Origin of the sequence: Methylopila musalis, assembly GCF_042679725.1 — a bacterium.
Classification (GTDB): Bacteria; Pseudomonadota; Alphaproteobacteria; order Rhizobiales; family Methylopilaceae; genus Methylopila; species Methylopila musalis.
Map to the genome: position 1 here is coordinate 1 of NZ_JBHTMX010000024.1, position 26,225 is coordinate 26,225.

General features: G+C 71.0%; 24 protein-coding genes. 10 read left to right on the forward strand and 14 right to left on the reverse strand.

From position 1 onward, the window contains the following. The first annotated feature begins 15 nt into the window (after positions 1 to 15). On the forward strand, positions 16 to 171 hold the full coding sequence (locus tag ACFQ4O_RS05180) for a hypothetical protein (RefSeq protein WP_378774616.1): 156 nt from the start codon (positions 16 to 18) through the stop codon (positions 169 to 171). A gap of 159 nt (positions 172 to 330) precedes the next feature. Here ACFQ4O_RS05180 and mdoH read toward each other — a convergent pair whose 3' ends face one another. From mdoH to ACFQ4O_RS05195, 3 genes are all read right to left on the reverse strand, one after another. After that, entirely contained in the window at positions 331 to 2,523 is a 2,193-nt protein-coding gene (gene mdoH / locus ACFQ4O_RS05185) for a glucans biosynthesis glucosyltransferase MdoH (RefSeq protein ID WP_378774592.1), read from the reverse strand. Beyond that, positions 2,511 to 4,055, reverse strand: coding sequence for a glucan biosynthesis protein (locus ACFQ4O_RS05190; protein ID WP_378774593.1), 1,545 nt, complete (start codon positions 4,053 to 4,055; stop codon positions 2,511 to 2,513). The genes mdoH and ACFQ4O_RS05190 overlap by 13 nt, the downstream gene beginning before the upstream one ends. A 141-nt stretch (positions 4,056 to 4,196) precedes the next feature. Continuing rightward, a complete protein-coding gene (locus tag ACFQ4O_RS05195) occupies positions 4,197 to 4,784 on the reverse strand; it encodes an SPOR domain-containing protein (protein WP_378774594.1) in 588 nt (195 codons plus the stop codon). Positions 4,785 to 4,985: 201 nt separating this feature from the next. On the opposite strand from ACFQ4O_RS05195, the gene glmU reads away from it, so the two are divergent. Next, the gene (gene glmU, locus ACFQ4O_RS05200) at positions 4,986 to 6,356 is read left to right on the forward strand and encodes a bifunctional UDP-N-acetylglucosamine diphosphorylase/glucosamine-1-phosphate N-acetyltransferase GlmU (protein ID WP_378774595.1); all 1,371 of its coding nucleotides are present in this window, start codon (positions 4,986 to 4,988) and stop codon (positions 6,354 to 6,356) included. A gap of 11 nt (positions 6,357 to 6,367) precedes the next feature. Here the strand turns inward: glmU and ACFQ4O_RS05205 are convergent, their stop codons facing one another. From ACFQ4O_RS05205 to ACFQ4O_RS05230, 6 genes are all read right to left on the reverse strand, one after another. Further along, positions 6,368 to 7,273: a hypothetical protein gene (locus ACFQ4O_RS05205; protein WP_378774596.1), complete on the reverse strand. Its 906-nt coding sequence runs from the start codon at positions 7,271 to 7,273 to the stop codon at positions 6,368 to 6,370. 59 nt (positions 7,274 to 7,332) lie between these two features. Next, a complete protein-coding gene (aat, locus tag ACFQ4O_RS05210) occupies positions 7,333 to 8,010 on the reverse strand; it encodes a leucyl/phenylalanyl-tRNA--protein transferase (RefSeq protein WP_378774597.1) in 678 nt (225 codons plus the stop codon). Between the two features lie 28 nt (positions 8,011 to 8,038). After that, positions 8,039 to 9,403 (reverse strand): acetyl-CoA carboxylase biotin carboxylase subunit, encoded by a 1,365-nt coding sequence (gene accC / locus ACFQ4O_RS05215; RefSeq protein ID WP_378774598.1) that lies wholly within the window; start codon positions 9,401 to 9,403, stop codon positions 8,039 to 8,041. Positions 9,404 to 9,410: 7 nt separating this feature from the next. Further along, on the reverse strand, positions 9,411 to 9,884 hold the full coding sequence (gene accB / locus ACFQ4O_RS05220; RefSeq protein ID WP_378774599.1) for an acetyl-CoA carboxylase biotin carboxyl carrier protein: 474 nt from the start codon (positions 9,882 to 9,884) through the stop codon (positions 9,411 to 9,413). 25 nt (positions 9,885 to 9,909) lie between these two features. Then, entirely contained in the window at positions 9,910 to 10,380 is a 471-nt protein-coding gene (aroQ, locus tag ACFQ4O_RS05225) for a type II 3-dehydroquinate dehydratase (protein WP_378774600.1), read from the reverse strand. A gap of 114 nt (positions 10,381 to 10,494) precedes the next feature. Beyond that, on the reverse strand, positions 10,495 to 11,715 hold the full coding sequence (locus ACFQ4O_RS05230; protein WP_378774601.1) for a threonine ammonia-lyase: 1,221 nt from the start codon (positions 11,713 to 11,715) through the stop codon (positions 10,495 to 10,497). A 204-nt stretch (positions 11,716 to 11,919) separates the two neighbouring features. Here ACFQ4O_RS05230 and ACFQ4O_RS05235 point away from each other — a divergent pair, with 204 nt between their 5' ends. Together ACFQ4O_RS05235 and ACFQ4O_RS05240 are read left to right on the forward strand one after the other, a co-directional pair. Next, complete coding sequence (locus ACFQ4O_RS05235; RefSeq protein WP_378774602.1) at positions 11,920 to 12,453, forward strand: TlpA family protein disulfide reductase; 534 nt, start codon at positions 11,920 to 11,922, stop codon at positions 12,451 to 12,453. 58 nt (positions 12,454 to 12,511) lie between these two features. Beyond that, a complete protein-coding gene (locus tag ACFQ4O_RS05240; protein WP_378774603.1) occupies positions 12,512 to 13,603 on the forward strand; it encodes a transglutaminase-like domain-containing protein in 1,092 nt (363 codons plus the stop codon). Between the two features lie 10 nt (positions 13,604 to 13,613). On the opposite strand, the gene ACFQ4O_RS05245 is transcribed toward ACFQ4O_RS05240, so the two are convergent. Both ACFQ4O_RS05245 and parE read right to left on the reverse strand, forming a co-directional pair. After that, positions 13,614 to 14,159: a hypothetical protein gene (locus ACFQ4O_RS05245; protein WP_378774604.1), complete on the reverse strand. Its 546-nt coding sequence runs from the start codon at positions 14,157 to 14,159 to the stop codon at positions 13,614 to 13,616. A 98-nt stretch (positions 14,160 to 14,257) separates the two neighbouring features. Next, positions 14,258 to 16,324, reverse strand: coding sequence for a DNA topoisomerase IV subunit B (parE, locus tag ACFQ4O_RS05250; RefSeq protein ID WP_378774605.1), 2,067 nt, complete (start codon positions 16,322 to 16,324; stop codon positions 14,258 to 14,260). A 170-nt stretch (positions 16,325 to 16,494) separates the two neighbouring features. Between parE and ACFQ4O_RS05255 the strand changes: the two genes are divergently transcribed. After that, the gene (locus ACFQ4O_RS05255; protein WP_378774606.1) at positions 16,495 to 17,439 is read left to right on the forward strand and encodes an alpha/beta hydrolase; all 945 of its coding nucleotides are present in this window, start codon (positions 16,495 to 16,497) and stop codon (positions 17,437 to 17,439) included. A gap of 142 nt (positions 17,440 to 17,581) precedes the next feature. Here the strand turns inward: ACFQ4O_RS05255 and ACFQ4O_RS05260 are convergent, their stop codons facing one another. Next, positions 17,582 to 19,471: a sigma-54 interaction domain-containing protein gene (locus tag ACFQ4O_RS05260; protein WP_378774607.1), complete on the reverse strand. Its 1,890-nt coding sequence runs from the start codon at positions 19,469 to 19,471 to the stop codon at positions 17,582 to 17,584. Between the two features lie 180 nt (positions 19,472 to 19,651). Here ACFQ4O_RS05260 and ACFQ4O_RS05265 point away from each other — a divergent pair, with 180 nt between their 5' ends. From ACFQ4O_RS05265 to cynS, 4 genes are all read left to right on the forward strand, one after another. After that, positions 19,652 to 21,007: a CmpA/NrtA family ABC transporter substrate-binding protein gene (locus tag ACFQ4O_RS05265; protein WP_378774609.1), complete on the forward strand. Its 1,356-nt coding sequence runs from the start codon at positions 19,652 to 19,654 to the stop codon at positions 21,005 to 21,007. Between the two features lie 94 nt (positions 21,008 to 21,101). Continuing rightward, a complete protein-coding gene (gene ntrB / locus ACFQ4O_RS05270; protein WP_378774610.1) occupies positions 21,102 to 21,950 on the forward strand; it encodes a nitrate ABC transporter permease in 849 nt (282 codons plus the stop codon). Positions 21,951 to 21,955: 5 nt separating this feature from the next. Further along, entirely contained in the window at positions 21,956 to 22,828 is an 873-nt protein-coding gene (locus tag ACFQ4O_RS05275) for an ABC transporter ATP-binding protein (protein WP_378774611.1), read from the forward strand. Positions 22,829 to 22,927: 99 nt separating this feature from the next. Next, positions 22,928 to 23,377 carry a cyanase gene (gene cynS, locus ACFQ4O_RS05280; RefSeq protein WP_378774612.1) on the forward strand — a complete coding sequence of 150 codons (450 nt, stop codon included), beginning with the start codon at positions 22,928 to 22,930 and terminating at the stop codon, positions 23,375 to 23,377. Positions 23,378 to 23,467: 90 nt separating this feature from the next. Here cynS and ACFQ4O_RS05285 read toward each other — a convergent pair whose 3' ends face one another. Continuing rightward, positions 23,468 to 23,659 (reverse strand): hypothetical protein, encoded by a 192-nt coding sequence (locus tag ACFQ4O_RS05285; RefSeq protein ID WP_378774613.1) that lies wholly within the window; start codon positions 23,657 to 23,659, stop codon positions 23,468 to 23,470. 194 nt (positions 23,660 to 23,853) lie between these two features. Here ACFQ4O_RS05285 and ACFQ4O_RS05290 point away from each other — a divergent pair, with 194 nt between their 5' ends. Further along, positions 23,854 to 24,909: a YihY/virulence factor BrkB family protein gene (locus ACFQ4O_RS05290; protein WP_378774614.1), complete on the forward strand. Its 1,056-nt coding sequence runs from the start codon at positions 23,854 to 23,856 to the stop codon at positions 24,907 to 24,909. 548 nt (positions 24,910 to 25,457) lie between these two features. Here ACFQ4O_RS05290 and ACFQ4O_RS05295 read toward each other — a convergent pair. Continuing rightward, positions 25,458 to 26,225 (reverse strand): molybdopterin molybdotransferase MoeA (locus ACFQ4O_RS05295; RefSeq protein WP_378774615.1); only part of this gene is annotated, 768 nt, incomplete at its 5' end.

A 26,225-nucleotide genomic window follows, 5' to 3' on the forward strand; every position in this document is an offset into this window, starting at 1 on the left:
GTCGGGCGCGGCGGCCTGCCCCGCGCGCGCAAGCTCGGACGCGGCGGCTCCGCCCGGCTTGCGCCGCTGATCGCGGCGGAGGGCTTGGCCGTCATTCCCGCCGGCCGGGCGGAGGTGCGCGACGGCGACCTGATCGGCTTCCTGCCGTTCGAGGCGGCGCTCGAGGTCTGACGTCTCAAGCCAAAAAAAGAAGCCGCCCGGGGCGCGGGCGGCTTGGGGTCGAAGAGAGTTGAGGTACGGGTCGGAAAACGCCCGCGGAGGGTTTGCGTCAGACAAACGCGACCGCCGCAGGATGGTTCCAGGCGCTCGCGCTTTTTTCTCAGGCCCTGATCAGGCGCGCTCCGCGGCGGCGGTTCCGGCGCGCGGCAGGCGCGCCAGCAGGTCGAGCAGGGCGCGGTCGTGCAGCACGACGGTGCGCTCCTTCGGCGTCAGCCAGCTCTGCGCCTCGGCCAGCGTCTCGGCCTCGGACAGCTTCGCCCCGGCCATGACGCGGTCGGCCTCGATCGCCCCGCGCGGGCGGCGGGGGGCCGGCGGCAGCATGCGCTCATGCGCTTCGAAGAAGGCCGGGTCGTCGTGCAGGGCGGCGAGCCCGTCCACGTCGTCGGAGCCGGCCGCGGCGAGCTTGCGGCCGCTCTCGCGGGCGAGCGTCGCGATCTCGGGCGTATGCGTCTCCTCCGGGATCAGCAGCAGGCCGAGGCGCTTCAGCGCGAGGCCCGAGCCCAGATGGCCCGACAGGAACGACAGCGGGATCGCCATCAGCAGGCCGGCGATGGTGGGCGACATCCAGCCCGCCAGCGACGGCGCGATCATCAGCGCGGTGATCAGCGTCACAACGCCCAGCACCGTGTGCCAGCGGTGGCGACGCACGATGTCGGAGAAGGGGATCGAGCCGTCGTCGCGCCGCTGCGGGTTCCAGCCCGTGGCCTGCCCCAGCAGGATCTGGAACACGGAGCCCGACTGCACCAGCATCATCACCGGCGCGATCAGCGACGACATGACGATCTCGATCACGGCCGAGATGATGATGCGGAAAAAGCCGCCGCCGGCGCGGCGCGCCGGACCGTCCATCAGATGGATGATCAGGCCAAACAGCTTCGGCGCGATCAGAATCGCCATGGTGGCGCCGAACAGCTGCAGCGCCCGTTCGGCGTCGAAGCGCGGCCAGGCCGGGAACAGCGAGAACTCGTCGGTGAAGTATTCCGGGCGGATGAAGTTCGCCTGCAGGGCGAGCGCGAGGCCGCAGAGCAGCATGAACATCCAGAACGGCGAGGCGAGGTAGGAGAAGATGCCGTTCAGGAAATGGTGCCGCGACAGCGGGTGCAGGCCGCGGGTGGTGAGCAGGGCGGTGTGCTGCAGGTTGCCCTGGCACCAGCGCCGGTCGCGCTGGCCGACGTCGATCAGGGAGGGCGGGCTCTCCTCGTAGGAGCCCTCGATCCGCGGCAGCATGTAGACCGCCCAGCCCTTGCGGCGGATCAGCGCCGCCTCCACGAAGTCGTGGGACAGGATCAGCCCGCCGAAAGGCGGCTTGCCGGGCAGGTCCGGCAGGCCGGCGCCCTCCGCGAAGGCCTGGACGCGGATGATGGCGTTGTGGCCCCAATAGTTGCCGTCGCGGCCGTACCAGACCGAGATGCCGGCGGCGATCACCGGCCCGTAGACCCGGCTTGCGAACTGCTGAAGCCGGGCGAACAGCGTGTTGCGGTTGATGACCAGCGGCAGCGTCTGGATGACGCCCGCGTCCGGATCGTTCTCCATGGCGGAGGCGAGCGCGATCACCGCATGGCCGGTCATGAGGCTGTCGGCGTCGAAGATCAGCATATGATCGTAGGCGCCGCCCCAGCGTGTGACGAAGTCCTCGATGTTGCCCGCCTTGCGCCGGTGGTTCTTGGCGCGGTGGCGGTAATAGAGGTTGATGTCCGGGCCGAGCTGCTCGCGCAGCAGCAGGAACGCCTTCTCCTCCGCGATCCAGACGTCGGGATCGGTGGTGTCGGAGAGCAGGAAGTAGTCGAAATGCGGATTGAAGCCGAGGCGGCGGATGTCCTCGGCGACCGCGCCCACGGCGCCGAACACCCGGCTCGGCTGCTCGTTGTAGATCGGCATCACCACCGCGGTGCGGGAGGCGAGCGACGGGGGCAGGTCCGGCTGCTGCAGCGCCGCGCGCCCGAACAGCGCGCCGAACCCCACGATCGAGCTGGCGAAGGCGAGCGCGATCCAGGAGAAGTTGATCACGAACAGGACCAGCAGCGCCCATTCGAGCACGGTGACGCCGCCGACCTCGACCACGCGGTACATCTGCGAGGCGCCGACGGCGACCGTCGCGAGCGTCACGGCGGCGACCACAAGGCGGCTGAACACGGGCGTGCGCCAGCCGGCGGGGTTGGCGCGCGGGCGAACCTGATCCCTGGACCAGCTTTTCAGCGGCTGGGCCGGCATCTCCACCGGCCGTTCCGGCGGCAGCGCGGGCGTGAAGGGCGTTTCGGGCGGAGTCGCCCGGAGCGGTTCGGCGTCCGTCGTCATGCGGTCCATCGATACAGCCAGGTCTCGCTGACCGGCTTTCCGTCGGCTTCCAACACCATGCGCAGCTCGCTCAGTTCGTCGTTTCCGGGATCGAGGTCGAAGGTCACGCGGTAGCCTTTGATCTCCGGATTGTGGCGACCTTTCGGATCGCGGATCTGGCCGACGGTCGCGCTCACCATCGGGCGGATCTGGTCGGCGCGGGCAGGGTCGGCCACCGCGTCGCCGACGAAGTCCACCACGAAGCGCCGCCGGCGTCCGCCGGCCGAGCCGCAGTAGCTGCCCGCGCAGACCGCGCTCGCGGGCCTGTCCGGCGGCGTCCAGCACCAGTGCAGGCGGTAGGCGCGGGAGAAGCGCTCGCCGGCCTTCAGCGGCGCCTTGGGGCGCCAGTAGCAGTAGATGTTCTCGTTCACGTCCGACTCGGTCGGGATCTCCAGCAGCTGGAACTGCCCGTCGTCCCAGTCGCCGATCGGCTCCACCCAGGCGCTCGGCATGCGGTCGTAGCGGCGGCCGAGGTCGTTGTAGGCGGCGAAGGCGCGCTGGCGCTGCAGCAGGCCGAAGCCGCGCGGGTTCTTGTCGGTGAACACGCTGATCTGCAGCTCGGTCGGGTTGGACAGCGGCCGCCAGATCCACTCGCCGCCGCCGTTCCAAATCTGCAGCCCCTCGGAGCGGTGGGCCCGGCCGCGCACGTCGTCCACGCCGACGCGGTCGTTCGGGCCGAAATAGAACGTCGACGTCATGGGCGCGACGCCCACATGGCCGAGGTCCTCGCGCGGGAACAGGGTGAACTCCACGTCCACCACCGTGATCTCGCCGGGGCGCAGCGTCAGCCGGTAGGCGCCGGTGACGCGGCGGCTGTCGAGTAGGGCGTAGATCTCAAGCGTGTTGGCCGCCGCCTGCGGCCGCTCCACCCACAGCGCGCGGAACAGCGGGAACTCCTCGCCGTTCGGCTCGCCGGTGTCGATGGCGAGGCCGCGGGCCGAAGCGCCGAACACCTGCCCGCGCGCGAGCGCCCGGAAGATGGCACCTCCCTGAAACTGCGCGAACTCCCGCAGCTGGCCGGCGGCGTCGATGCCAGCGCTGGCGGAGAGGCCCGAGAACGGGAACGGCTTGTCGGCGGGCGGCGGCGGCGCGCGGCCGAAATCGAACCAGGACGTGTCGTTCGGCACCGGCCGGACCTTGCCGTCCTCGATCAGGGAGACGCGGACCGGCGAACGGTAGATCCAGCCGCCCGGCAGCGGGTCCACCGTGACGCCGCGATTGTCCTGCGACCAGATGGAGCGGCCGGGCGCGGTCTTGATGGACCGGAACACGTCCTGCGCCAGATCGGCGTAGCCGTTGGGAAGCTGGCTCGCCGGGGCCTCGAAGGGGCGGGTGGCCAGCAGGCGCGCGGTCTCGTCCAGCGCCTCCCGGGAGAACGGCGCGTTCTCCGCGAACAGGTCCGGCGGAGGCGGCGGCGCGTCAGGCTTCGGCGCGTCCTGCGCGTTGGCCGTGGCGATCATGGGCGCGGCGAGCGCGCCTGCGAGGAAGCTGCGACGGTTCATGGGCGATGAAAAACACGGGCGTCGCCGCCCGTCCGGGAGCCGTTCGACATTGAGACGAGGCCTAAATAATGCTGCAGAGACACATGATTTCCAATGCGCCAGCGGCGAAATATCGCTCACAGCCGAAACCTGCGGCGAAAATCACAGCCTCTCGAGCGGTTCACCCGTGAAGGGCACTGGGTCGCACGGCGTGGCCGGGGCCGCAAGCTCGGCGCAGGCGCGGGCGGCCGCTTCCGCGGTGGCGAAGGGCCCCGCGAGGAGCTCCAGCGCGCCGCCCGGGCGTCGGGCGACCTTCGCCGCAAGGCCCGAGAGCGTGCGGGGATAGCGCGCGCCGAGCGCGCTCCAGCGGCGGCGCGCCGCCTCCGCCGACATCTCGACGCCGAGCGACAGGGCGAACGCCCCGGCGCCGGTGGAGATCGAACCGGTCGCGCCCGACGGGCGCTGGGCGATCGCCGCGATCTTCAATTCGCCCACGCCCCGTTCCAGCGTCGCCATGCGGCGGGAAAGATCGTCGCGCTCGGCTGCGATGCGCCGCACCTCCCGCTCGAGCCGCGCCACCTCCAGCGCCGAGGCGTCCGCGCCCGGCGCGCCGTGGCCGCCGCCGCGAAACGCCGCGATTCCGGCCGCAAGCAGCGCCACGGCCATGACCAGCCCCCACACCATCGAGGGCGTCGGCCGGTCGAGCCGGTGCACGACGTCATAGGGATCGTGAGGCGGTTCGTGGGTCACGCGCGGGTCCGTGTGGCGGCTGACGGTCCGCCAGGGCAGCGGGGAGGCAGGTTGCGGGCGAAAGATACCTGAGTCGCCGCTTGATCATGTGGAATTCCGTCGCCGCGCGAGGTTGCGGGCCGTGAGGAATTGCGGCCAAGGTTCCTGCGCGTCCTGACTCGGAGGGCGCGCCGCCCTGACGCCGCAGATCCGGAACCGCTTATGACCGCCTCCGCCGCTCGCCGTTGCCTCACCATCGTGCTCGCGGCCGGCGAAGGCACGCGCATGCGCTCCGACCTGCCGAAGGTGCTGCACCGCGCTGCCGGGCGCTCGCTGCTGGGCCATGTGCTGGCGACGGCGCGCGACGCGGGCTCCGAGGCGCTGGCGGTGGTCGTGGGGCCGGGCCGCGAGGACGTGGCGGCGGAGGCTGCGAAGCTCGCGCCGGAGGCCCGCGTCTTCGTGCAGGAGGAGCGGCGCGGCACCGCGCACGCCGTGCTCGCGGCGCGCGAGGTTCTGGCGGAGGGCTACGACGACGTCCTGATCGTCTACGGCGACACGCCGCTGGTCCGGGCCGAGACGCTGAAGCGCCTGCGGGCGCCGCTGGCGCGGGGCGCGGGCGTCGCCGTGCTCGGCTTCGAGGCGCAGGACCCCACCGGCTATGGCCGGCTCATCTCCGAGGGCCCCAATCTGGTGGCGATCCGCGAGGAGAAGGACGCCACCGACGAGGAGCGCGCGATCCGCCTGTCCAACGGCGGGCTGATGTCGCTCGCGGGCGCCCGCGCGCTCGATCTGCTCGACCGCATCGGCGACCAGAACGCCAAGCGCGAGTTCTACCTCACCGACGTGGTGGAGGTGGCGGTGCTGTCCGGGCTGGCGGTGGCGGTGGAGGCCGCGCCGGAGGCGGAGGTGCAGGGCGTGAACACCCGCGCCCAGCTCGCGACCGTGGAGGCCGCGTTCCAGAACCGCCTGCGCGCCGCGGCGCTGGAGAACGGCGCCACGCTGATCGCGCCGGAGACCGTTTTCTTCTCCCACGACACCGCGCTCGGCCGCGACGTGACGGTGGAGCCGAACGTGGTGTTCGGCCCCGGCGTGACCGTGGAGGACGGCGCGGTCATCCATGCCTTCAGCCATCTCGAAGGCGCGCATGTGGGACGGGGCGTCTCCGTCGGCCCGTTCGCGCGGCTGCGGCCCGGCGCGACGCTCGGCGCGGGCGCGCGGGTCGGCAACTTCGTCGAGGTGAAGAACGCCGAGGTGGAGGAGGGCGCCAAGCTCAACCACCTGACCTATGTGGGCGACGCCCGGGTGGGCGCGCGCGCCAATCTCGGCGCGGGCACCATCACCTGCAATTACGACGGCGTGTCGAAGTTCCGCACCGACATCGGCGCCGACGCCTTCATCGGCTCCAACACGGCCCTGATCGCGCCGGTGACGATCGGCGACGGCGCCTATGTGGGCACCGGCAGCGTGGTGACGGAGGACGTGCCGGCGGACGCGCTCGCCATCGCCCGCGCCCACCAGATCACCAAGCCCGGCCGCGCCGCGCGCTTGCGCGCCGCCCAGAAGGCCAAGAAGGCGGCGAAAGCGAAGGGCTGACGGGGCCCCTCTCAGGGCCGCTGGAGAACCAGTCCCCGGTCGGTGACGACCACCCAGCGGCCGTCGCGGCGCTCCACGGCGCGCACCCGGCCGAACTCCGGCGTGTCGTCGCCGCGCCGCACCTCAATCAGGCCGTGGCGGCCGTCGAGCCGGGCGACGCCCTCCGACACCTCGCGCACGCTCCAGTTCTTCACGATCGAGCCCGCGCCGTCGGCCGCCGAGATGCTGCCGGTGGTCTCGGGGTCGGTCGCTTTGGGGTTGGCGTCCGCGACGGTCGCGGCGGAGGCTTTCTCGATCTTCTCGACCCGGTCGCGCAGGTCCGCGAGCTGGGGGCTCTCCGCGGGCTTCGCCGGTTCCGCCTTCGCCGTCTCCACGGTCGCGGCCTGCGTCTTGGCGGCCTCGACCATGCGGGTCAGCTCGTCGATCTTGCCGGCGGAGGCCTGACGGGAGGCGTCGAGCGTCTTCTCAAGATCTGCGATCTTGGCCTTCAGCGCCTTGATCTCGTCCTGTCCGGCGGCGCTCTTGGCGAGCGCGGCCTGCCCCTTTTTCGACTGGTCGAGCGCACGGCGCAGGCGCGTCATCTCGGATTGCATCTGCGCCACCTTGCGGTCCATCGCGGCGTCGCGCGCGGACTGGCCCGTGGGATCGAGCGCCGCCGCGAGCCCCATGGCGCGGGCGTCGAGCGCGGCCACGTCCTCGACGCCGTCGGTCATCAGCGGCGTGGTCGCAAGCGTCGCGGCGCCGGTGACGAGGGCCGCGACCGCGACCACAGCGGCCGCATAAGGCAGCGCCGGGCGCAGGCGGTGAAACAGGGAGGGTTCGGGAACGAGATCGATGGTCGGCCGGCGCGACGACCAGAAGGTGGCCGAACGATCGTCGTCGACGACGAGGGACGCGCGGCGATAGTGAGCGTTCATCGGCGGTACTCGCACAGGCGGCGCCTCAGGCGCGACCGGGGCAGTGTCCGTCGTCGTGGTTACCGAAGGGTTACAAGCTCCTGCAGCGCTTCGGCGCCCGAGACGGGCTCGCCCTTCGGCCAGCAGAAGAAGTCCGCGTCGCAGGCCAGCGCCTCGTCCAGCATGCGGTGATAGACGCGCTTCGGCGTCTCGATCGCCCCGAAGGTGCGCAGGTGGTCGGTGACGAACTGGGTGTCGAGCAGGCGGAATCCGCCGCGCCGCAGCCGCGCCACCAGATGCGTCAGCGCCACCTTGGAGGCGTCGCGCTCGGTGTGGAACATGCTCTCGCCGAAGAAGGCCGCGCCCAGCCGCACGCCGTAGAGCCCGCCCACCAGCCGCCCCTCGCGCCACGCCTCCACGCTGTGGCAATGGCCCATGGCGTGAAGATCGCTGTAAAGCCGGCGGATGCGGGCGTTGATCCAGGTCTTGGGCCGGTCGGGCGCCGGCGCGGCGCAGCCGTCGAGCACCGCCTCGAAGGCGCTGTCGACCCGGATCTCGAACAGGTCCGAGCGCACGGTGCGGGCGAGCCGGGAGGAGACGCGGAACCCGTCCAGCGGCACGACGCCCCGAAGCTCCGGCTCGATCCAGAACAGGCCCGGATCGTCCGCGCTGTCGGCCATCGGAAAGATGCCGCAGGCGTAAGCCTTCAGCAGCACATCCGGCGTGATCTCCACCAGCACGTCGTTGACCCGGGTCATCGGCTGTCCGGCCGTCCTCCGCGCGTGATCACGCGTCTCCGCGACCGCTGGTCTCCGCCAGCATCGTCTCCAGCCAGTGGATGTCGTAATCGCCGTCCTGGATGGACGGGTTGCGCACCAGCCGGCGGAACAGCGGCAGCGTGGTGTCCACGCCGTCCACCACGAACTCGTCCAGCGCGCGGCGCAGGCGCATCAGGCACTCGGCGCGGTTGCGGCCGTGGACGATGAGCTTGCCGATCATGCTGTCGTAGTTCGGCGGGATCGAATAGCCCTGATAGGCGGCGGAGTCGACGCGCACGCCGAGGCCGCCCGGCACGTGGTAATACTCGATCCGGCCCGGCGAGGGGCGGAAGGTCTCGGCGTTCTCGGCGTTGACCCGGCACTCGATGGCGTGGCCGCGGAAGGTCACGTCCTCCTGCGCGATCGAGAGCCGCGCGCCGCTGGCGATGCGGATCTGCTCGTTGATCAGGTCGATGCCGGTGATCATCTCCGTCACCGGATGCTCCACCTGGATGCGGGTGTTCATCTCGATGAAGTAGAACTCGCCGTTCTCGTACAGGAATTCGATGGTGCCGACGCCGCGGTACTTCAGCTCGCGCATGGCGTGGGCGACCGTCTCGCCGATCTTTTCGCGCTCCTCCTGGGTGAGGGCGGGCGAGGGCGCCTCCTCCCACACTTTCTGGTGGCGGCGCTGCAGCGAGCAGTCGCGCTCGCCCAGATGGATCGCGGCCCCTTCGCCGTCGCCCAGCACCTGCACCTCGATGTGGCGCGGATGGATGAGGTACTTCTCCAGATAGACCGCGTCGTCGCCGAAGGCGGCCTTGGCCTCCGAGCGGGCGGTCTGAAGCGCCTCCGACAGGTCGTCGGCGGTCATGGCGACCTTCATGCCGCGGCCGCCGCCGCCGGACGCCGCCTTCACCAGCACGGGGAAGCCGATGCCTTCCGCGACGCGGCGGGCCTCCTCGTCGTCGGTGACGCCGCCGTCGGAGCCCGGCACAACCGGGATGCCGAGGCGCCTGGCGGTCTGCTTGGCGGCGATCTTGTCGCCCATGATGCGGATGTGCTCGGGCTTCGGCCCGATGAAGACGAGGCCGTGCTCCTCGAGGATCTCGGCGAAGCGCGCGTTCTCGGACAGGAAGCCGTAGCCCGGATGCACGGCGTCCGCGCCGGTGATCTCGGCGGCCGCCAGCAGCGACGGGATGTTCAGATAGCTGTCGCGGGCGGCGGGCGGGCCGATGCAGACGCTCTCGTCCGCGAGCCGCACATGCATGGCGTTGGCGTCGGCGGTGGAGTGCACCGCGACGGTCGCGATGCCGAGCTCCTTGCAGGCGCGCAGGATGCGCAACGCGATCTCGCCGCGGTTGGCGATCAGAACCTTCTGGATGTTCGGCATCGCCGGATCAATCCACGATCAGCAGCGGTTCGCCGAACTCGACCGGCTGGCCGTCGGTGATCAGAATCTCGCGCACCACGCCGGACTTCGGCGCGGGGATCGCGTTCATGGTCTTCATGGCCTCGACGATCAGCAGGGTCTGGCCCTGCCGGACGGAGGAGCCGACCTCCACGAAGGCCTTCGCGCCGGGCTCGGGCGCGAGATAGGCGGTGCCGACCATGGGCGAGGTCACCGCGCCCGGGTTCTTGGCGGGGTCGCTCGCGGCGGCGGGCTCGGCCGCGAACGGCACGGGCGCGGCGACCGGCGCCGCGGGGGCGGCCTGCGCGTAGACGGTGGCCTGCGCCTGCACGTGGCGGGCGACGCGGATGCGAAGGTCCTCGACCTCGACCTCGATCTCGCTGAGGTCGCTCTCCGAGAGTAGCTTCGCGAGTTCGCGGATCAGCTCCGGATCGATGGAGGACTTGGCGGGGGGCTTGCTCATGGATGTCGCTCTCCGACGGGCGGGCTCACGCCGTGATCGGCTCAGATGATGGGTCGCGCCGCGAGATGCGGCGGGCGAGGGCCTCGAGGGCGAAGTCATAGCCGTCGGTTCCCAACCCCACGATGACGCCGGCCGCGACCGGAGACACGAAGGAGTGGTGACGGAAGCTCTCGCGGGCGTGCACGTTGCTCAGATGAACCTCGATCACGGGCAGGCCGACGGCGCGCAGGGCGTCGTGGATCGCGACCGAGGTGTGGGTAAAGGCGCCGGCGTTCAGCACGATGCCCTGCGCCGCCGTGCGCGCCTCCTGGATCCAGTCCACGAGGTCGCCTTCATGGTTCGACTGCCGCACGTCCGCGCTCAGGCCCAGCCGCGCGGCGGAGGCGCGGCACTGCTGCTCCAGGTCCGCGAGCGTGCCGGCGCCGTAGATGGCGGGCTCGCGCAGGCCGAGGAGGTTCAGATTGGGACCGTTGAGGACGAAGACGACCGGGGTCAAAAAGCGAGCCGTTGCGGGGGTCGATCTGAAGCGCCGCCCGGCGGGCCGGACGGTCGCGGCGTGCGGCCCTTATAGGCAAGGCCGGCCCGGAACCCAAGCGATTCCGACGCCTCGTCACCCTCCGGCGCCGCTGTCGAGCCTGCGGCAGGGCAGGCCGATCTCCCGGAAGGCGGCCAGAATGGCCTCCGCATGGGCGTGGTCGCGGGTCTCCACCGTCACGTCCAGCGTCGCGCCCTTGGCGGGCACGTCGAGGAACTGGCGCTGGTGATGCACCTCGATGATGTTGGCGCCGAGCTCGCCGAGCTTGCCCGAGATCAGGCCCAGCATGCCGGGCCGGTCGGCGATGGTCATGCGGAAGGCGAGGATCTTCTGGTCGCGCTCCAGCTCCCGCACCATGATCGAGGCCAGGATGCGCGGGTCGATGTTGCCGCCGCAGAGCACGAGGCCGACCTTGCGGCCGGCGAAGCGTTCCGGCTGGGCGAACAGCGCCGCGAGCCCCGCAGCGCCCGCGCCTTCGGCCAGCGTCTTCTGGTGGATGAGATAGGCGTTCACCGCGCGCTCGAGCTCGGCCTCCGACACCAGCACGATGTCGTCCACCAGCCGCGCCACGATCTCGCGCGTCAGCACGCCGACGTTCTTGACCGCGATGCCCTCCGCGAGCGTCGGGCCCCCCACCGGAAGCTCCTCGCCGCGCAGCGCGTTCCACATGGCGGGGTAGAGCGCCGCCTCGACGCCGATCACCTCGATGCCCGGCTTGATCGTCTTGGCCGCGATCGCCATGCCCGAGATCAGCCCGCCGCCGCCGATGGGCACGACCAGACAGTCGAGATCGGGATCGGCGGCGAGCATCTCCATGGCGATGCTGCCCTGACCCGCGATCACATAGGGGTCGTCATAGGGGTGGACGAAGGTGAGGCCGCGCTCCAGCGCGATGGCGCTGGCGCGCACCTGCGCCTCGGCCACGGTCTCGCCGTCCAGCACCACCTCGGCGCCGAAGCCCCGCGTCGCCGCCACCTTCACATGGGGCGTGGTGTCCGGCATCACGATGATGGAGGGGATGCCGAGCCGGGTGGCGTGATAGGCCACCGCCTGCGCGTGGTTGCCCGCCGACATGGCGATGACGCCGCGGGCGCGCTCCTCCGCCGTCAGCCGCGCCAGTTTCGAGACCGCGCCGCGCTCCTTGAAGGCGTTGGTGACGTGGAAGTTCTCGTACTTCACGCGCACGTCCGCGCCGGTGAGCGCGGAGAGTTTCGGCGCCGCCAGCATGGGCGAGGGCGAGACCGCCCCTTCCAGCAGCCGGGCGGCGGCCTCCACGTCGGCGAACGTCACGGTCATAAGGGCGTCTCGGCGGATTGAGTGCGATTGCGGGGCGCGACCATATACGCGCCGCGCCCGCGCCGCATCCCTTCGGAGCATGTCCGCACAGGGCGATCACGATTGCAGCGAGCGCGGGGCTGCGGCGTTGACCGCGTCGGCCGCCCGTCCCATCGTGACGATTGACCGCAGCCGATGGGCCGCGCGCCACTGGGAGTCTGCCGCGTGACGGCGATCCAGCCTTTCCGCCCCAAAACGCTTCTGGCGACGCTGGTCGTCATGGCCGCCGCGGGCGCCGCCTCCGCCGAGGACATCGCGTTCGCGCCCTTCGCGCCGCCCGCGCCGATCTCCGCGCCTACGCTTCAGCTTCCGGGACTGGACGGCGCGCCGATCGCGCTCACCGCGCGGCCGGACAAGCCTGTGCTGCTACACTTCTTCGCCACCTGGTGCGCGCCCTGCCGGGCGGAGCTGCCGGAACTGGCGCGCTTCGTGGCCGCGAACGCGAAGCGCATCACCGTGATCGGCGTCGATGTGGGCGAGCCCGCCATGCGCGTCGCCCGTTTCGTGGGCCCCTTCGCGCTCGGCTTTCCCGTCGCCGTGGACGAGGACCGGGGCGTCGCCCGGGCGCTCGGCGTGAAGGTGCTGCCGAGCACGATCGCGCTCGCGCCAGGCGGCGCCGTGGCGCGGGTCGCGAGCGGCCCCGTGGACTGGAGCGCCTCCGAGACGGACGACGCGATCAGGTCGCTCGGCGCGCCCTGACGGCATTTGGCCGAGGCGGCGCAGACCGCCCGGCGGACATGAAGGAGCAGGTGAGATGATGGACCGCAGAACTCTGTTGCAGGGCAGCGTCGCCGCCGTGGCGCTGGCCGCCGTCCCCACGATCGGCCGGGCGCAGGCCGCGCCGGCCTTCGCGCCAAAGCCCGGCGCTTGGCGCACGTTCGAAATCCGCACCGAGGTTGAGCTGCCGCCGACCAAGGGCGCGGCGCGGGTGTGGGTTCCGACCGCGGCCTTCCGCGTCGACGACTGGACGCGGCCCGAAGGCTCGAGCTTCGAGGGTGACGCGACGACGGCGAAGCTGATCGAGGGCGAGGCCGGCCTCGTGCAGGCGGAGTGGCGCGAGGGCGCCGAGGCGCCGAAGCTCGCGGTGGTGAGCCGGGTCTCGACCCGCGACCGCGCCGTGGACCTGCCGGCCGGCGGCGCGCCGGCGCTCTCCGCCGCCGAGCGTGAGCGCAACCTCGCCGCCACCGACCTGATCCCCACCGACGGTATCGTGCGCAAGACGGCGCTCTCCATCGTCGGCGGCGCCGCCACCGACCGGGAGAAGGTGCGGGCGATCTACGAGTGGGTGGTGACCAACACCTTCCGCGACGCCAAGGTGCGCGGCTGCGGCCTGGGCGACGTGGCCTCCATGCTGGAGAGCGGCAATCTCGGCGGCAAATGCGCCGATCTGAACGCGCTGTTCGTGGGGCTGGTGCGCGCGGTCGGCGTGCCGGCGCGCGACATCTACGGCATCCGCGTCGCTCCCTCCCGCTTCGGCTACAAGAGCCTCGGGGCCAATTCCGAGACGATCACCAAGGCGCAGCACTGCCGGGCGGAGGTGTGGCTCGACGGGCCGGGCTGGGTTCCGGCCGATCCGGCGGACGTGCGCAAGGTCGCGCTGGAGGAGCCGCCGGCCAATCTGAAGCTCGACGACCCAAAGGTCGCGGCGGCGCGGGCGGCCCTGCTCGGCGCCTGGGAGACCAACTGGATCGCCTTCAACGACGCCCACGACGTGGCGCTTCCCGGCTCCAGCGGGCCGAAGCTCGGCTTCCTGATGTATCCGCAGGCGGAGACGGCGGCCGGCCGGCTCGACTGCCTCGACGCCGACGGCTTCCGCTACAAGATCACGGCGAAGGAGATCACGGCCTGACGGCCGGGGATCAGTTCATCGCTGGGCCGAACCGGATCTCCCCCGGCGCGCCGAGGATCAGCACCCAGGTGTCACGCAGGCCGTCCCGATCGGCCTGCGTGTCGAGAAACAGGGTGACGCCGCCGGTGGAGCCGGGTTCGGCGCGGATGTCGCCGAAGGTCAGCCGGGCGGCGTCCTCGTTCTCGATCTCGCGGGTCTCGATCACGCGGCCGTCCGGCTCGGTCAGCCACTGGGCGTAAAACCGCTGCCGCGTCCCGTCGATCACGCCGATGACGCGGGAGAAGCCCTTGCCGTCGGCCGTGCTCCACGGGCTCGCGATCCGCGCCACCGTCACGTTGGCGGCGACGCCGAGCGGATCGTCGGCGGGCGCCTCCGCTTCGGCCTCGCCCTCCGGCGTTTCCGGGGCGGCGGGCGTGGTCGGGTCCGGCCGCACCGGGCCGGGATCGACCTTCTCGGCGGGCGCCTGCGGCGAGGGGGCCGGCGCCGTCTGGGCGAGCGCTGGAGAGGCGATAAGAAGGGCGGCGAGCGCCGCGGCGGGGAGAGGGCTGCGTGGCATGGGCGGGGCCTCGTCGGTCGAGCCGGTCATCATCCTTCGCCGCAGCATGACCGCCAACAACGACCGCGATGTGGCCGCGCGCCGGTGCGTGTCGCCCGTCAGATGTCGACCAGATCGCCCGCGAAGGCCGCGCGCTCCTGAATGAAGCGGAAGCGGGCCTCGGGCTTGGTGCCCATCAGCCGGTCCACCGTGTCGCGGGTGTCCTCGCGCGCCGCTTCGGCGATCTCGACCTTCAGCAGCGTGCGCTTCGCGTGCGCCATGGTGGTGTCGCGCAGCTGGGCCGGCAGCATCTCGCCGAGGCCCTTGAAGCGGCCGATCTCCACCTTCTTGTTGCGGAACGCCTTGCTGGCGAGCAGCTCGTCCTTGTGGGCGTCGTCGCGGGCGTAGACCGTGGTTCCGCCATGGCTGATCCGGTAGAGCGGCGGCACCGCGAGGAACAGGTGGCCGTTGCGGATCAGCTCCGGCAGCTCCCGGAAGAAGAACGTCATCAGCAGGGACGCGATGTGGGCGCCGTCCACGTCGGCGTCGGTCATCACGATCACCCGCTCGTAGCGCAGCTCGTTCTCCACGTAGCGCGCCCGCGCGCCGCAGCCGAGCGCGAGCAGCAGGTCGGCGAGCTGCTGGTTCTGGGCGAGCTTGTCGGCGCCGGCGCTCGCCACGTTCAGGATCTTGCCGCGCAAGGGGAGCACCGCCTGGGTGGCGCGGTCGCGGGCCTGCTTGGCGGAGCCGCCGGCGGAGTCGCCCTCCACGATGAACAGCTCCGAGCCCTTCGAGCCCGCCTGGCTGCAATCGGCGAGCTTGCCCGGCAGGCGCAGCTTGCGGGTGGCGGTCTTGCGCGCGACGTCCTTCTCGGCGCGGCGGCGCAGCCGCTCCTCGCCCCGGGCGATGACGTGCTCCAGCAGCCGGTTGGCCTGTTGGGGGGAGGCTGCGAGCCAGTGGTCGAAGGCGTCCTTCACCGCCGTCTCGACGATGCGCGCCGCCTCGGGCGTGGCAAGGCGCTCCTTCGTCTGGCCCTGGAACTCCGGCTCGCGGATAAAGGCGGACAGCATCATGGCTGCGCCGTTCACCACGTCCTCGCCGGTGAGGATCGCGGCGCGCTTCACGTTGGTGAGGTCGGCGTAGGCCTTGAGGCCCCGCAGCAGCGCCATGCGCAGCCCCTGCTCGTGCGTGCCGCCCTCGGGCGTTGGGACCGTGTTGCAGTAGGAGCGGGAGAAACCGTCGTCGCCGTCGTCGGTCCAGGCGACGGCCCATTCCACCGCGCCGTGGCCGCCGGCGCGCTTGTGGGCGCCGGTGAACAGCTCCGCCGCCTGCGATCGGCCGGCGAGGCTCGCCGCCAGATAGTCCTTCAGCCCGCCGGGGAAATGCAGCTCGGCCCGGTCCGGCGTGTCGCCGGCGTCCGCCAGCAGCTCCGCCGGGCAGCTCCAGCGGATTTTCACGCCCGAGAACAGATAGGCCTTGGAGCGCGCCATCTGGAACAGGCGCGCGGGCTTCAGCCGCGCGCCCGCGCCGAAGATCTGCTCGTCCGGCCGGAAGGTGACGCGGGTGCCGCGCCGGTTCGGCGCCGCGCCCACAGGCTCCAGCGGCCCGAGCGGCAGGCCGCGTGAGAAGATCTGCCGGTAGAGCTTCTGGTTGCGCGCTACCTCCACCTCGACGCGTTCCGAAAGGGCGTTCACCACCGAGACGCCCACGCCGTGCAGGCCGCCCGAGGTCTCGTAGGCCTTGCCGTCGAACTTCGCGCCGGAATGCAGGGAGGTCATGATGACCTCGAGCGCGGACTTCTGCGGGAACTTCGGGTGCGGGTCCACCGGAATGCCGCGGCCGTTGTCCGTCACCGTCACCGACCCGTCGAGGCCGACCTCCACCGCGATGAAGCTGGCGTGGCCCGCCACCGCCTCGTCCATGGCGTTGTCGAGCACTTCGGCGAACAGGTGGTGCAGCGCCTTTTCGTCGGTGCCGCCAATGTACATGCCGGGCCGCCGACGCACCGGCTCCAGCCCCTCCAGCACCTCGATGTCGATGGCGGTGTAGCCCGCTTCTCCCGGCGTCTCGGAGCGGGGCGCGGGGCGCGGGGCGGCCCGTTTGGCGTCGGGCTTCTGCGCCGACGGAAGCGCGCTCCCGAACGGGAGACCGTTTTCCGCGCCGTCTGCGTTGTCGCCGCCCGCCATCCGCCGTCCGTATCCGATTCGTTCGATCCGCTGATCGCCGGACCATGCCACAAGCCGCCCGCCTGCGGCGCCCGCGACAGGCTCAAAGCGGCGATGCGCCGCCCCGTTTTCGCTTCAATCGCCGGGCTCGATCGTCGAACATGCTGCGGCGCAGCGTCAGGAGTCGAGCGATGGAAGGCCCGGTCAGCGCCCAGGCGCGCATGCTGAACCTCGTTTTGCGCTACGCCGTCAAGCCGCGGCTGGAGCACAATCCCGACGTGATCCGCCTGCGGCGCGAGGTGGACGCGGTGGCGCGCGTCGCTCCCGATTTCCCACGCAACGTGGTCCGCCGGGCGGACGCCGTCGGCGGTGTCGCGGTGGAGCGCCACACCGCCATCGGCCACCGGGGAGGGCGGACGCTGCTCTACCTGCACGGCGGCGCGTTCGTGGCGGGCTCCCCCCGCACCCATCGCGGCATCGCCGGGCGGCTGGCGCGGGGCGTCGGCGCGGAGACCGTAGTGCCGGACTACCGGCTCGCGCCCGAGCATCCGTTCCCGGCCGCGCTCGCCGACGCGGTCGCGGTCTACGCCGCGCTGCTGGAGGAGGCCGCCGCGCCGGACGCCGTCGCGCTGGTCGGCGACAGCGCCGGCGGCAATCTGGCGTTCGCGCTGCTGCTGCGGCTGAAGGCGGACGGGCTGCCTTTGCCGGCGGCGGCGGTCGGCCTGTCGCCCTTCGTGGACATGACCGGCAGCGGCGACAGTATGAGCGGCAACGCCGGGCTCGACCCCTTCCTCGACGCCGCGGGCCTGCCGCTGGTGGTGGACGCCTACGCCTCGGGCCGGGACCTGCGCGATCCGCTTCTGTCGCCGCTGTTCGGCGACCTCTCCGGCCTGCCGCCCTGCTTCCTGCAATGCGGCGGCAGCGAGATCCTGCGCGACGACGCAGTTCGCCTCCACGCCGCGCTGTGCGCCGCCGGCACGCCCGCCACGCTGGAGGTGTGGCCGGAGATGCCCCACGTCTGGCAGGCCTTCGCCCGCTTCCTGCCCGAGGCCCGCACGGCCATCGCCCACATGGTCGCCTTCCTCGACGCCACCCTGGCCGCCGGCGGCAAACACGGCCTCGCCGCGGTCGCCTGACGCGCCGCGTCTCGTGTCCCAGGCTTGACCCGGGACCCAGAGACGCTTCGGTTTTAGGGTAGAGCGCTTCGGTCGAGACGCCTTGTTCTGAGACGCTGACGTTTCTGGGTCCCGGGTCAAGCCCGGGACAAGTAAGGACGGCTCACCCCCGCCGCACCACGCCGAGCGCCTTCATGCGGGAGGCGAGGGTGGTGGGTTTGAGACCGAGGCGCTCCGCCGCGCCGCCGGGGCCGGAGACCTTGCCGCCGGCCGCCGTGAGCGCCGCGAGGATGCTGGCGCGGTCGCGGGCGCGGCGTTCGGTTTCCGACAGCACCCCGCCGGCCGCGGATTCGAGGGCGGCGATCTCCACGGCCGCGGGTGCGGCCCGGCGCGGGGCGGCGTCGGGGAGGTCGATCCGCACCCGGCCGTCACGGGCGAGGATCACCGCCCGCTCGATCACGTTCTCAAGCTCCCGCACGTTGCCCGGCCAGTCATAGGCCACAAGGCGGCGCATATCGCCCTCGCTCAGGGACAGCGCGGCGTCGTCCCGGCCCTGCCCGTGGCGCTTCAGGGCGTGGAGGGCGAGCGGGGGCACGTCCTCCGGGCGCTCGCGCAAGGGCACGGAGTGAATCGGGAACACGTTCAGCCGGAAGAACAGGTCGCGCCGGAACGCGCCCTTGCGCACCTCCGCCTCCAGATCGCGGTTGGTGGCGGCGATGACGCGCACGTCCACCGCGCGGGTGCGCTCCTCGCCCACGCGCTCCACCTGCCCCTCCTGCAGCACGCGCAGCAGCTTGCTCTGCTGCTCCAGCGGGATTTCGCCCACCTCGTCCAGAAACAGCGTGCCGCCGTCGGCGAGCTCGAAGCGGCCGACCCGGTCGCGCAGCGCGCCGGTGAAGGCGCCGCGGGCGTGGCCGAAAAACTCGCTCTCGAACAGCTCGCGGGGGATCGCCGCGCAGTTGACGCGGATCATCGGCCGGCGGGAGCGGCCGCTCGCCTCGTGGATGGCGCGGGCGATCAGCTCCTTGCCGGTGCCGCTTTCGCCGGTGATGAGCACGGTGGCGTCGGTGGGCGCCACGAGATCCACCTGCCGCAGCACGGTCTGGATCGCGGCGCTCGCGCCGATCACGCCCCGGTGGCGGCTTTCGGTGCGGATCTCCTCCTGCAGATAGGCGTTCTCGAGCTCCAGCCGCAGGCGAAGCTCCTCGACCTCCGCGAGCGCGGCCTTCAGCTGGGCCTCGGCCTTGCGGCGCTCGCCGATGTCGCGGAACACCACCACCGCGCCGACGATGCGGCCCCGGTCGCGGATCGGGGTCGAGGTGTATTCGACCCAGAGCGGCGCGCCGTCCTTGGTCCAGAACACCTCGTCGGTGACATGGTGCACGGCGCCGTCCCGGAAGGCGGCGTAGATCGGGCAGTCGTCGTGGGGGTAGTGGCTGCCGTCCGCGTGGCGGTGATGGACGGTGGCGTGCATGTTGCGCCCCACCAGCTCCTCCGCCCGCCAGCCCAGCATGCGCTCCGCCGCGGGGTTGAGGAAGGTGGTGACGCCGTCGTCGTTCACGCCGTAGACGCCTTCGCCGGCGGCTTTCAGGATGAGCTGGTTCTCCCGCTCCACGTCTTGGAAGAAGCGCTCCACCCGCCGCCATTCGGCGATGCCGTCGCGCATGTAGAGGTCGGCCTCGGCGTTGGCGTCGCGCCGGCGGCGCTCGTCGAGATCGGACAGCGTGAACAGCAGGCCGGCGGCGGCCGAGCCCCCGAGGCGCACGCCCACATATTCGAGCCGCAGCGCCCGCTCGTCCGGCCGGCTCGGCGTCAGCGAGCGCGTCCAGTGCCGCCCCTGCGTCAGCACGGCTTCCGAGAACACCACCAGCGCCGGCAGCTGCCCCGGATGCAGCGCCGAGAGCGAGCCGCCCACCAGCGCCTCCACCGGCCGGTCGAGCAGCGCGGCGGCCTGCGCGTTGGCGGCGAGGATGCGGTCGGCGAACGGATCGACGATCAGCGCGGCGTCGGCTGCGGCGTGAAAGGCGGCGGCGGGCAGGATCGAACCGGACATGGCCGTCACTTACGACATTTCGTGGATCGGATCACGATATATCGTAAATGACGACATTTCGTCAGTTCGCGTTGTCCGGGCGTTTCGTTGGAAAATGAGCCGCTGGAGGCGGTCGCGCGGGTTGGCACGGCTCCTGCTCTGACCATGGGCAGAGATCTTCAGACGGAGCCCGTCGCCGCGATGAGCGTTTTCCAGAACCCGTTCGATTCCCGTTTCCGCCTCACCGGCGGCTGCTCCTGCGGCCGTCACGCCACCGAGGCCGAGCACGCCGCCGAGACCCGCGACGCCGACGCCCGCTCGGCCCGCGTCGTTGAAAGCGCGGTGATGCGCGCCCTGTTCCCGCAGGACGCCACCCGCCGCGCCTTCCTGTCGGCGGTCGGCGCCGGAACCGCGGTCGCGGCGGTGAACGCGCTGTTCCCGCTCGCCACCGCCACCGAGGTGTTCGCGCAGAACCTGAAGCCCGAGAAGACCGACCTCAAGGTCGGCTTCATCCCCATCACCTGCGCCACCCCCATCATCATGGCCGCGCCCATGGGCTTCTATGAGAAGCAGGGGCTGAAGGTGGAGGTGGTCAAGACCGCCGGCTGGGCGGTGATCCGCGACAAGGCCATCAACAAGGAATACGACGCGGCGCACATGCTCTCGCCCATGCCGCTCGCCATCTCCATGGGCGTCGGCTCGAACCCTATCCCGTGGTCGGCCCCGGCGATCGAGAACGTGAACGGCCAGGCCATCACCCTGTCGGTGAAGCACAAGGACCGCCGCGATCCGAAGTCGTGGAAGGGCATGAAGTTCGCCGTGCCCTTCGACTACTCCATGCACAACTACCTGCTGCGCTACTACCTCGCCGAGCACGGGATCGACCCCGACACCGACGTGCAGATCCGCGCCGTGCCGCCGCCCGAGATGGTCGCGAACCTGCGCGCCGACAACATCGACGGCTTCCTCGCGCCCGACCCCGTGAACCAGCGCGCGGTCTATGACGGCGTCGGCTTCATCCACGTGCTGTCGAAGGAGCTGTGGGAGGGCCATCCCTGCTGCGTGTTCTCGGCCTCGCGGCAGTTCGTCACCGAGACGCCCGGCACCTATCAGGCGCTGCTGAAGGCGATCATCGAGGCGACGGCCTACGCCCAGAAGCCCGAGAACCGCAAGGAGATCGCCGCCGCCATCGCGCCTGCGAACTATCTCAACCAGCCGGTCACGGTGGTGGAGCAGGTGCTGACCGGAACCTATGCGGACGGCCTCGGCGGGGTGAAGAAGGTCGCCGACCGCATCGCCTTCGATCCGTTCCCGTGGGAGAGCTTCGGCGTCTGGATCCTCACGCAGATGAAGCGCTGGGGCCAGATCAAGGGTGAGGTGGACTACGCCCGCATCGCCAACGAGGTATTCCTCGCCACCGACGCCAAGAGGCTGATGGCCGAGGCCGGCCTGACGCCGCCGGAGGCCACCACCAAGACCTTCTCGATCATGGGCAAGCCGTTCGATCCGTCGAAGCCGGAGGACTACGTGGCTTCCTTCGCGATCAAGCGGGGCTGACGATGAGCGCCGTCGTTTTCTCATCCTCGGCCCGCGATCGGAAACGCGCGGACGTCGGCGGCCCGGCGCGCGGCCGGGTCGAGGGGGCGCGGGCATGAGCCGCTCCCTCGAGCTGCGCGCCGGCCTGCTGTCGCTGCTGATCCTCGCGGCGCTGATCGGCGCCTGGCACTTCGCCACCCTGCCGACCGGCGGCGTGGCGGCGGGCGACGTCGATCCCGAATACGCCGCGCTGGTGTCCGGCGCGGCGGCGCAAGGCGCGAAGAGCGCCTTCCCGACGCCCGCCGACGTCGCCGCCACGCTCTGGGGCCACCTGAAGGACCCGTTCTACGTGCGCGGCGCCAACGACCAGGGCGTCGGCATCCAGCTCGCCTATTCGCTGGGGCGGGTGCTGATCGGCTACCTGATCGCCGCCGCGGTCGCGATCCCGCTCGGCTTCCTCATCGGCATGTCGCCGCTGCTCTACCGGGCGCTCGATCCCTTCATCCAGATCCTGAAGCCGATCTCGCCGCTCGCCTGGATGCCGCTCGCGCTCTACACGATCAAGGATTCCGGCGTCTCCGCCATCTTCGTAATCTTCATCTGCTCGCTGTGGCCGATGCTGATCAACACCGCCTTCGGCGTGGCGAGCGTGCGCAAGGAATGGCTGAACGTGGCCGCCACTCTGGAGGTCGGGGGCCTGCGCAAGGCGCTCCGGGTCATCCTGCCGGCGGCGGCGCCCACCATCATGACCGGCATGCGCATCTCCATCGGCATCGCCTGGCTGGTGATCGTGGCGGCCGAGATGCTCGTGGGCGGAACCGGCATCGGCTACTTCGTCTGGAACGAGTGGAACAACCTCTCGATCGGCAACATCATCACCGCGATCCTGCTGATCGGGCTCGTGGGCATGGCGCTCGATCTGGCGCTCGCCCGCGCGGCGCGGCTCGTGGCCTACGTGGAGTGAGCCCCATGACCAAGCCCCTCATCTCGGTCGAGGCGCTCTCCAAGCGCTATCCGAAGCGTGGCGGCGGCGAGACCACGGTGTTCGAGGACATCTGGCTGCCGATCCACCCCGGCGAGTTCGTCTGTCTGATCGGCCATTCCGGCTGCGGCAAGACTACCATCCTGAACGTGCTGGCGGGTCTGGACCGCCCGACCGACGGCTCCGTGATCGTGGACGGGCGGGAGATCTCCGGCCCGAGCCTCGACCGGGCGGTGATCTTCCAGGGCCATTCGCTGCTGCCCTGGATGACGGCGCTGGAGAACGTGGCCTTCGCGGTGTCGTCGCGCCATCCCGAATGGAGCCGGGAGAAGGTGCGCGAGCACTGCCGGTTCTACCTCAACCTCGTCCATCTCTCGGGCGCGGAGGACAAGAAGCCCTCCGAGCTCTCCGGCGGCATGAAGCAGCGCGTCGGCATCGCCCGCGCGCTCGCGATCGAGCCCAAGATGCTGCTGATGGACGAGCCGTTCTCGGCGCTCGACGCGCTCACCCGCGGCAGCCTGCAGGACGAGGTGCGGCGCATCTGCACCGAGACCCGGCAGACGGTGTTCATGATCACCCACGACATCGACGAGGCCATGCTGCTCGCCGACCGGATCGTGCTCATGACCAACGGGCCGCAGGCGAAAATCGCCGAAGTGGTCGAGAACACGCTGCCGCCGGACCGCCGCCCGACGACCATGCACAAGCACCCGAACTACTATCCTCTGCGCAACCATCTGCTGGAGTTCCTGGTCTCCCGCTCGAAGAGCTTCGCCCAGGAGATCGCCGGCAAGACCTACGACCCGCGCAAGGTCCCGGTGGTGCGGCCGACGCCCGCGGAGGCGCTCGCCGCGGTCTGACTCGCTGTCGAGCGCCGGCCCATCCTCAACTCCCGTCACCGTCGCGCCGTCCGGCGCGGCGAACGCCCTCTCCGTGTCCCGCCTCGAAAGGAACGCGCCATGAAACGCGCCGAAGTGACCGAACTCGTCCTCTCCGCCAAGCGCCTGAAGGGCCTCACCTGGAAGCAGATCCACGAGAAGATCGCGGTCTCCACCTCGCCGATCGTCGTCACCGCCGCGCTGCTCGGCCAGATGCGGCTGGAGCCCGGCGAGGCCGCCAAGGCGGCGGAGCTGTTCGACCTGCCAAAGGAGGCCGAGATCCTGCTGACCGAAATCCCCTATCGCGGGTCGCTGCCGCAGGTTCCGCCGACCGACCCGCTGATCTACCGTTTCTACGAGCTGATCCAGGTCTACGGCACCACCTGGAAGGAGCTGATCCAGGAGGAGTTCGGCGACGGCATCATGTCCGCGATCGACTTCGACATGACCATGGAGCGCCAGCCCGACCAGAAGGGCGACCGCGTCAAGTTCGCCATGTCCGGCAAGTTCCTGAGCTACAAGCGCTACTGAGCCACGATCGACCGCCGTTCGCCGACGAAAAACCCGCCGCGGAGCGATCCGCGGCGGGTTTTTCGTCATTCGGCTCTTGGGCGGCCAAGTTCACTCGTCTTCGATTGCCGCCAGCGCCCGCAGCTCGAACGAGGTCAGCGTGGTTCCATTGGGCAGCGTCACCTCGATGTCGCCGTGGCCGACCGTCTCCGCCGCCACCGCGCGGCGCAGCGCGGCTCGCGCCGTCGGCTCGTGCGCGGAACGGGTTTCGTTGTTTTCGGTCCAGCGCACGTGAAACGGCATCGAGTCCCCCTGATGGCGGCGAACCTACGGGAGCGATTGGCGGCGGTTTGTGTCGAAAGACACATTCGCAGGCCCATTCTGTAAAATATGCCGGGGTCGGGGAAACGCTTTTCAACGCGCGGGCGTTGGGCTTGTCGAGTGATAAGCGGGGCGAGATCGTGGAACGACGGAAAGCGAACGGTGACGCGGTGCTTATGGGCGCCGCGGGGATCGCGGCCGGGGCGCTGGCCTATGGATGGTTCGCGGCGGCGCGGCCCGCGCGCAGGCCGCAGACGAGCGGGCCCGAGGCGCCGAATCTCCATGGGACGGAGGAGCAGGCGCGGGGCCGCGCGGCCGACACGCCCGTGGAGATCCCGCCGCGCGGTTGGAAGGACATCGCGCTCCGCGTCTACGCCGAAATCTCCAACGACCGCCTGCTGGCGGTCGCGGCGGGCGTGACCTTCTACGCCCTGCTGGCGATCTTCCCCGCGCTGGTGGCGCTGGTCTCGATCTACGGCCTGACCTCCGACCTCGCCACGCTCGACGGGCATCTCTCGGCCTTCTCCGACGTGGTGCCGCAGGCGGGGCTCGAAATCGTCCGCGAGCAGGTGGCCCGCATCGTGACCAAGAGCGACGGCGCGCTCGGCTTCGCCTTCGTTTTCGGTCTCGGCGCGGCGCTCTGGAGCGCCAACGCCGGGGTGAAGGCGCTGTTCGACGCCCTGAACGTGGTCTACGAGGAGCGCGAGAAGCGCTCCTTCGTCGGGCTCAATCTGCGCTCGCTCGCCTTCACGCTCGGCGCGATCCTGTTCCTGCTGACCGCGTTCAACGCCGTGGTGGTGCTGCCGGTGGCGCTGGAGTTCGTGGGCCTCGGCCACAGCGCGGAGCTGCTGCTGAAGCTCAGCCGCTGGCCGGTGCTGTTCGGCTGCCTGCTGCTGGCGCTGACGCTGCTCTACCGCTTCGGCCCCAGCCGCCGCCGGCCCAAATGGCGCTGGGCGATGCCGGGCTCGCTGCTCGCCGCGGTGCTCTGGATCGGCGGCTCGATCGCCTTCTCCTGGTACGCGGAGAACCTCGCCACCTACAACGAAACCTACGGCTCGCTCGGCGCCGCCATTGGCTTCATGACCTGGATCTGGATGTCGGTGATCGTGGTCCTGCTCGGCGGCGAGCTCAACGCCGAACTCGAGCACCAGACCGCGATCGACACCACCACCGGCGCCGCCCGCCCCTTAGGCGCCCGCGGCGCCACCATGGCGGACGAGGTGGCGTCGTAAGAGGGGCGAGCCTCCTTCCTTGTCCCGGCCTTGAGCCGGGACCCAGAAACATCTCCGCTGCAGAATCAAGCTGCGAGCGTCGAGCTTCGTCCGGAAGCGTCGGCGGAAATGGGTCCCGGCTCAAGGCCGGGACAAGAGGCGCGCGCTTCGCCGTTCGCTGAAGTATGTCGTCTCTGGCATGCGGTGCGGATCGCGAGCGCAGGGGCGACCCTTTCCTTGTCCCGGCCTTGAGCCGGGACCCAGAAACGTCTCCGTTGCAGGATCAAGCTGCGAGCGTCGGGCTTCGTCCGGAAGCGTCGGCGGAAATGGGTCCCGGCTCAAGGCCGGGACAAGAGGCGCGCGCTTCGCCGTTCAGTGAGGCGCGGTGGCTTTGGCGTGCGGCGCAGATCGCCGGTGCAGCCGCTGAGCCGCCTTACTTGTCCCAGCCTTGAGCCGGGACCCAGATGCGTCTCCGTTGCAGAATCCAGCTGCGAGCGTGGAGCTTCGTACGGAAGCGTCGGCGGAAATGGGTCCCGGCTCAAGGCCGGGACAAGGCAGGTGGCGCCCGCTCAGAGCGGGTGCGGGAGCTCCAGCACCACGCAGGGGTCGCCGGCGCGGGCGGCGGGGGCGTGGGGGGGGCGGATGAGGAGGCCTTCGGCCTCCGCCAGCGGGCGAAGCATGGAGGAGTCCTGCCGCGGGAAGGCGGTCGCGACCGTCACGCCGTCCCCGCCCACGTGGAGGGCGGCGCGCATGTAGTCCTCGCGATGGTCGTTGGCGGGCATGTCGCGGCCGAGGCGGGCGGCGCGGGGGAGCGGATCCACGTCGGCGCGGCCGGACAGGCGACGCAACGCCGGCGCGAGGAACAGCAGCGCGCACACGATCGACGACACCGGATTGCCCGGCAGGCCGAGCGCGAGCGTTCCGCCGCGGCGACCCGCCATCATGGGCTTGCCCGGCCGCATGGCGATCTTCCAGAAGTCGAACGTCACGCCGGCCTCGAGCAGCGCCGGCTGCACCAGATCGTGGTCGCCGACGGAGGCGCCGCCGAGCGTGATCAGGATGTCCGGCTCGGCGGCGAAGGCGCGGTCGAGCGCGGCGGCGAGGTCGGCGCGGTCGTCCCGCGCGATGCCAAGATCGATCGCCTCGCCGCTCTCCGCGATCACGGCGCCGGCGATGGCGAAGGCGTTGGAGGCGACGATCTGGTCCGGGCCGACGGACGCGCCCGGGAGAACCAGCTCGTCGCCGGTGGCGAGGATGGCGACCCGGGGCCGCCGCGTCACCGCAAGCGCCCCATGGCCGAGCGCCGCGGCGAGCGCGAGGTCGCGCGCGCCGAGCCG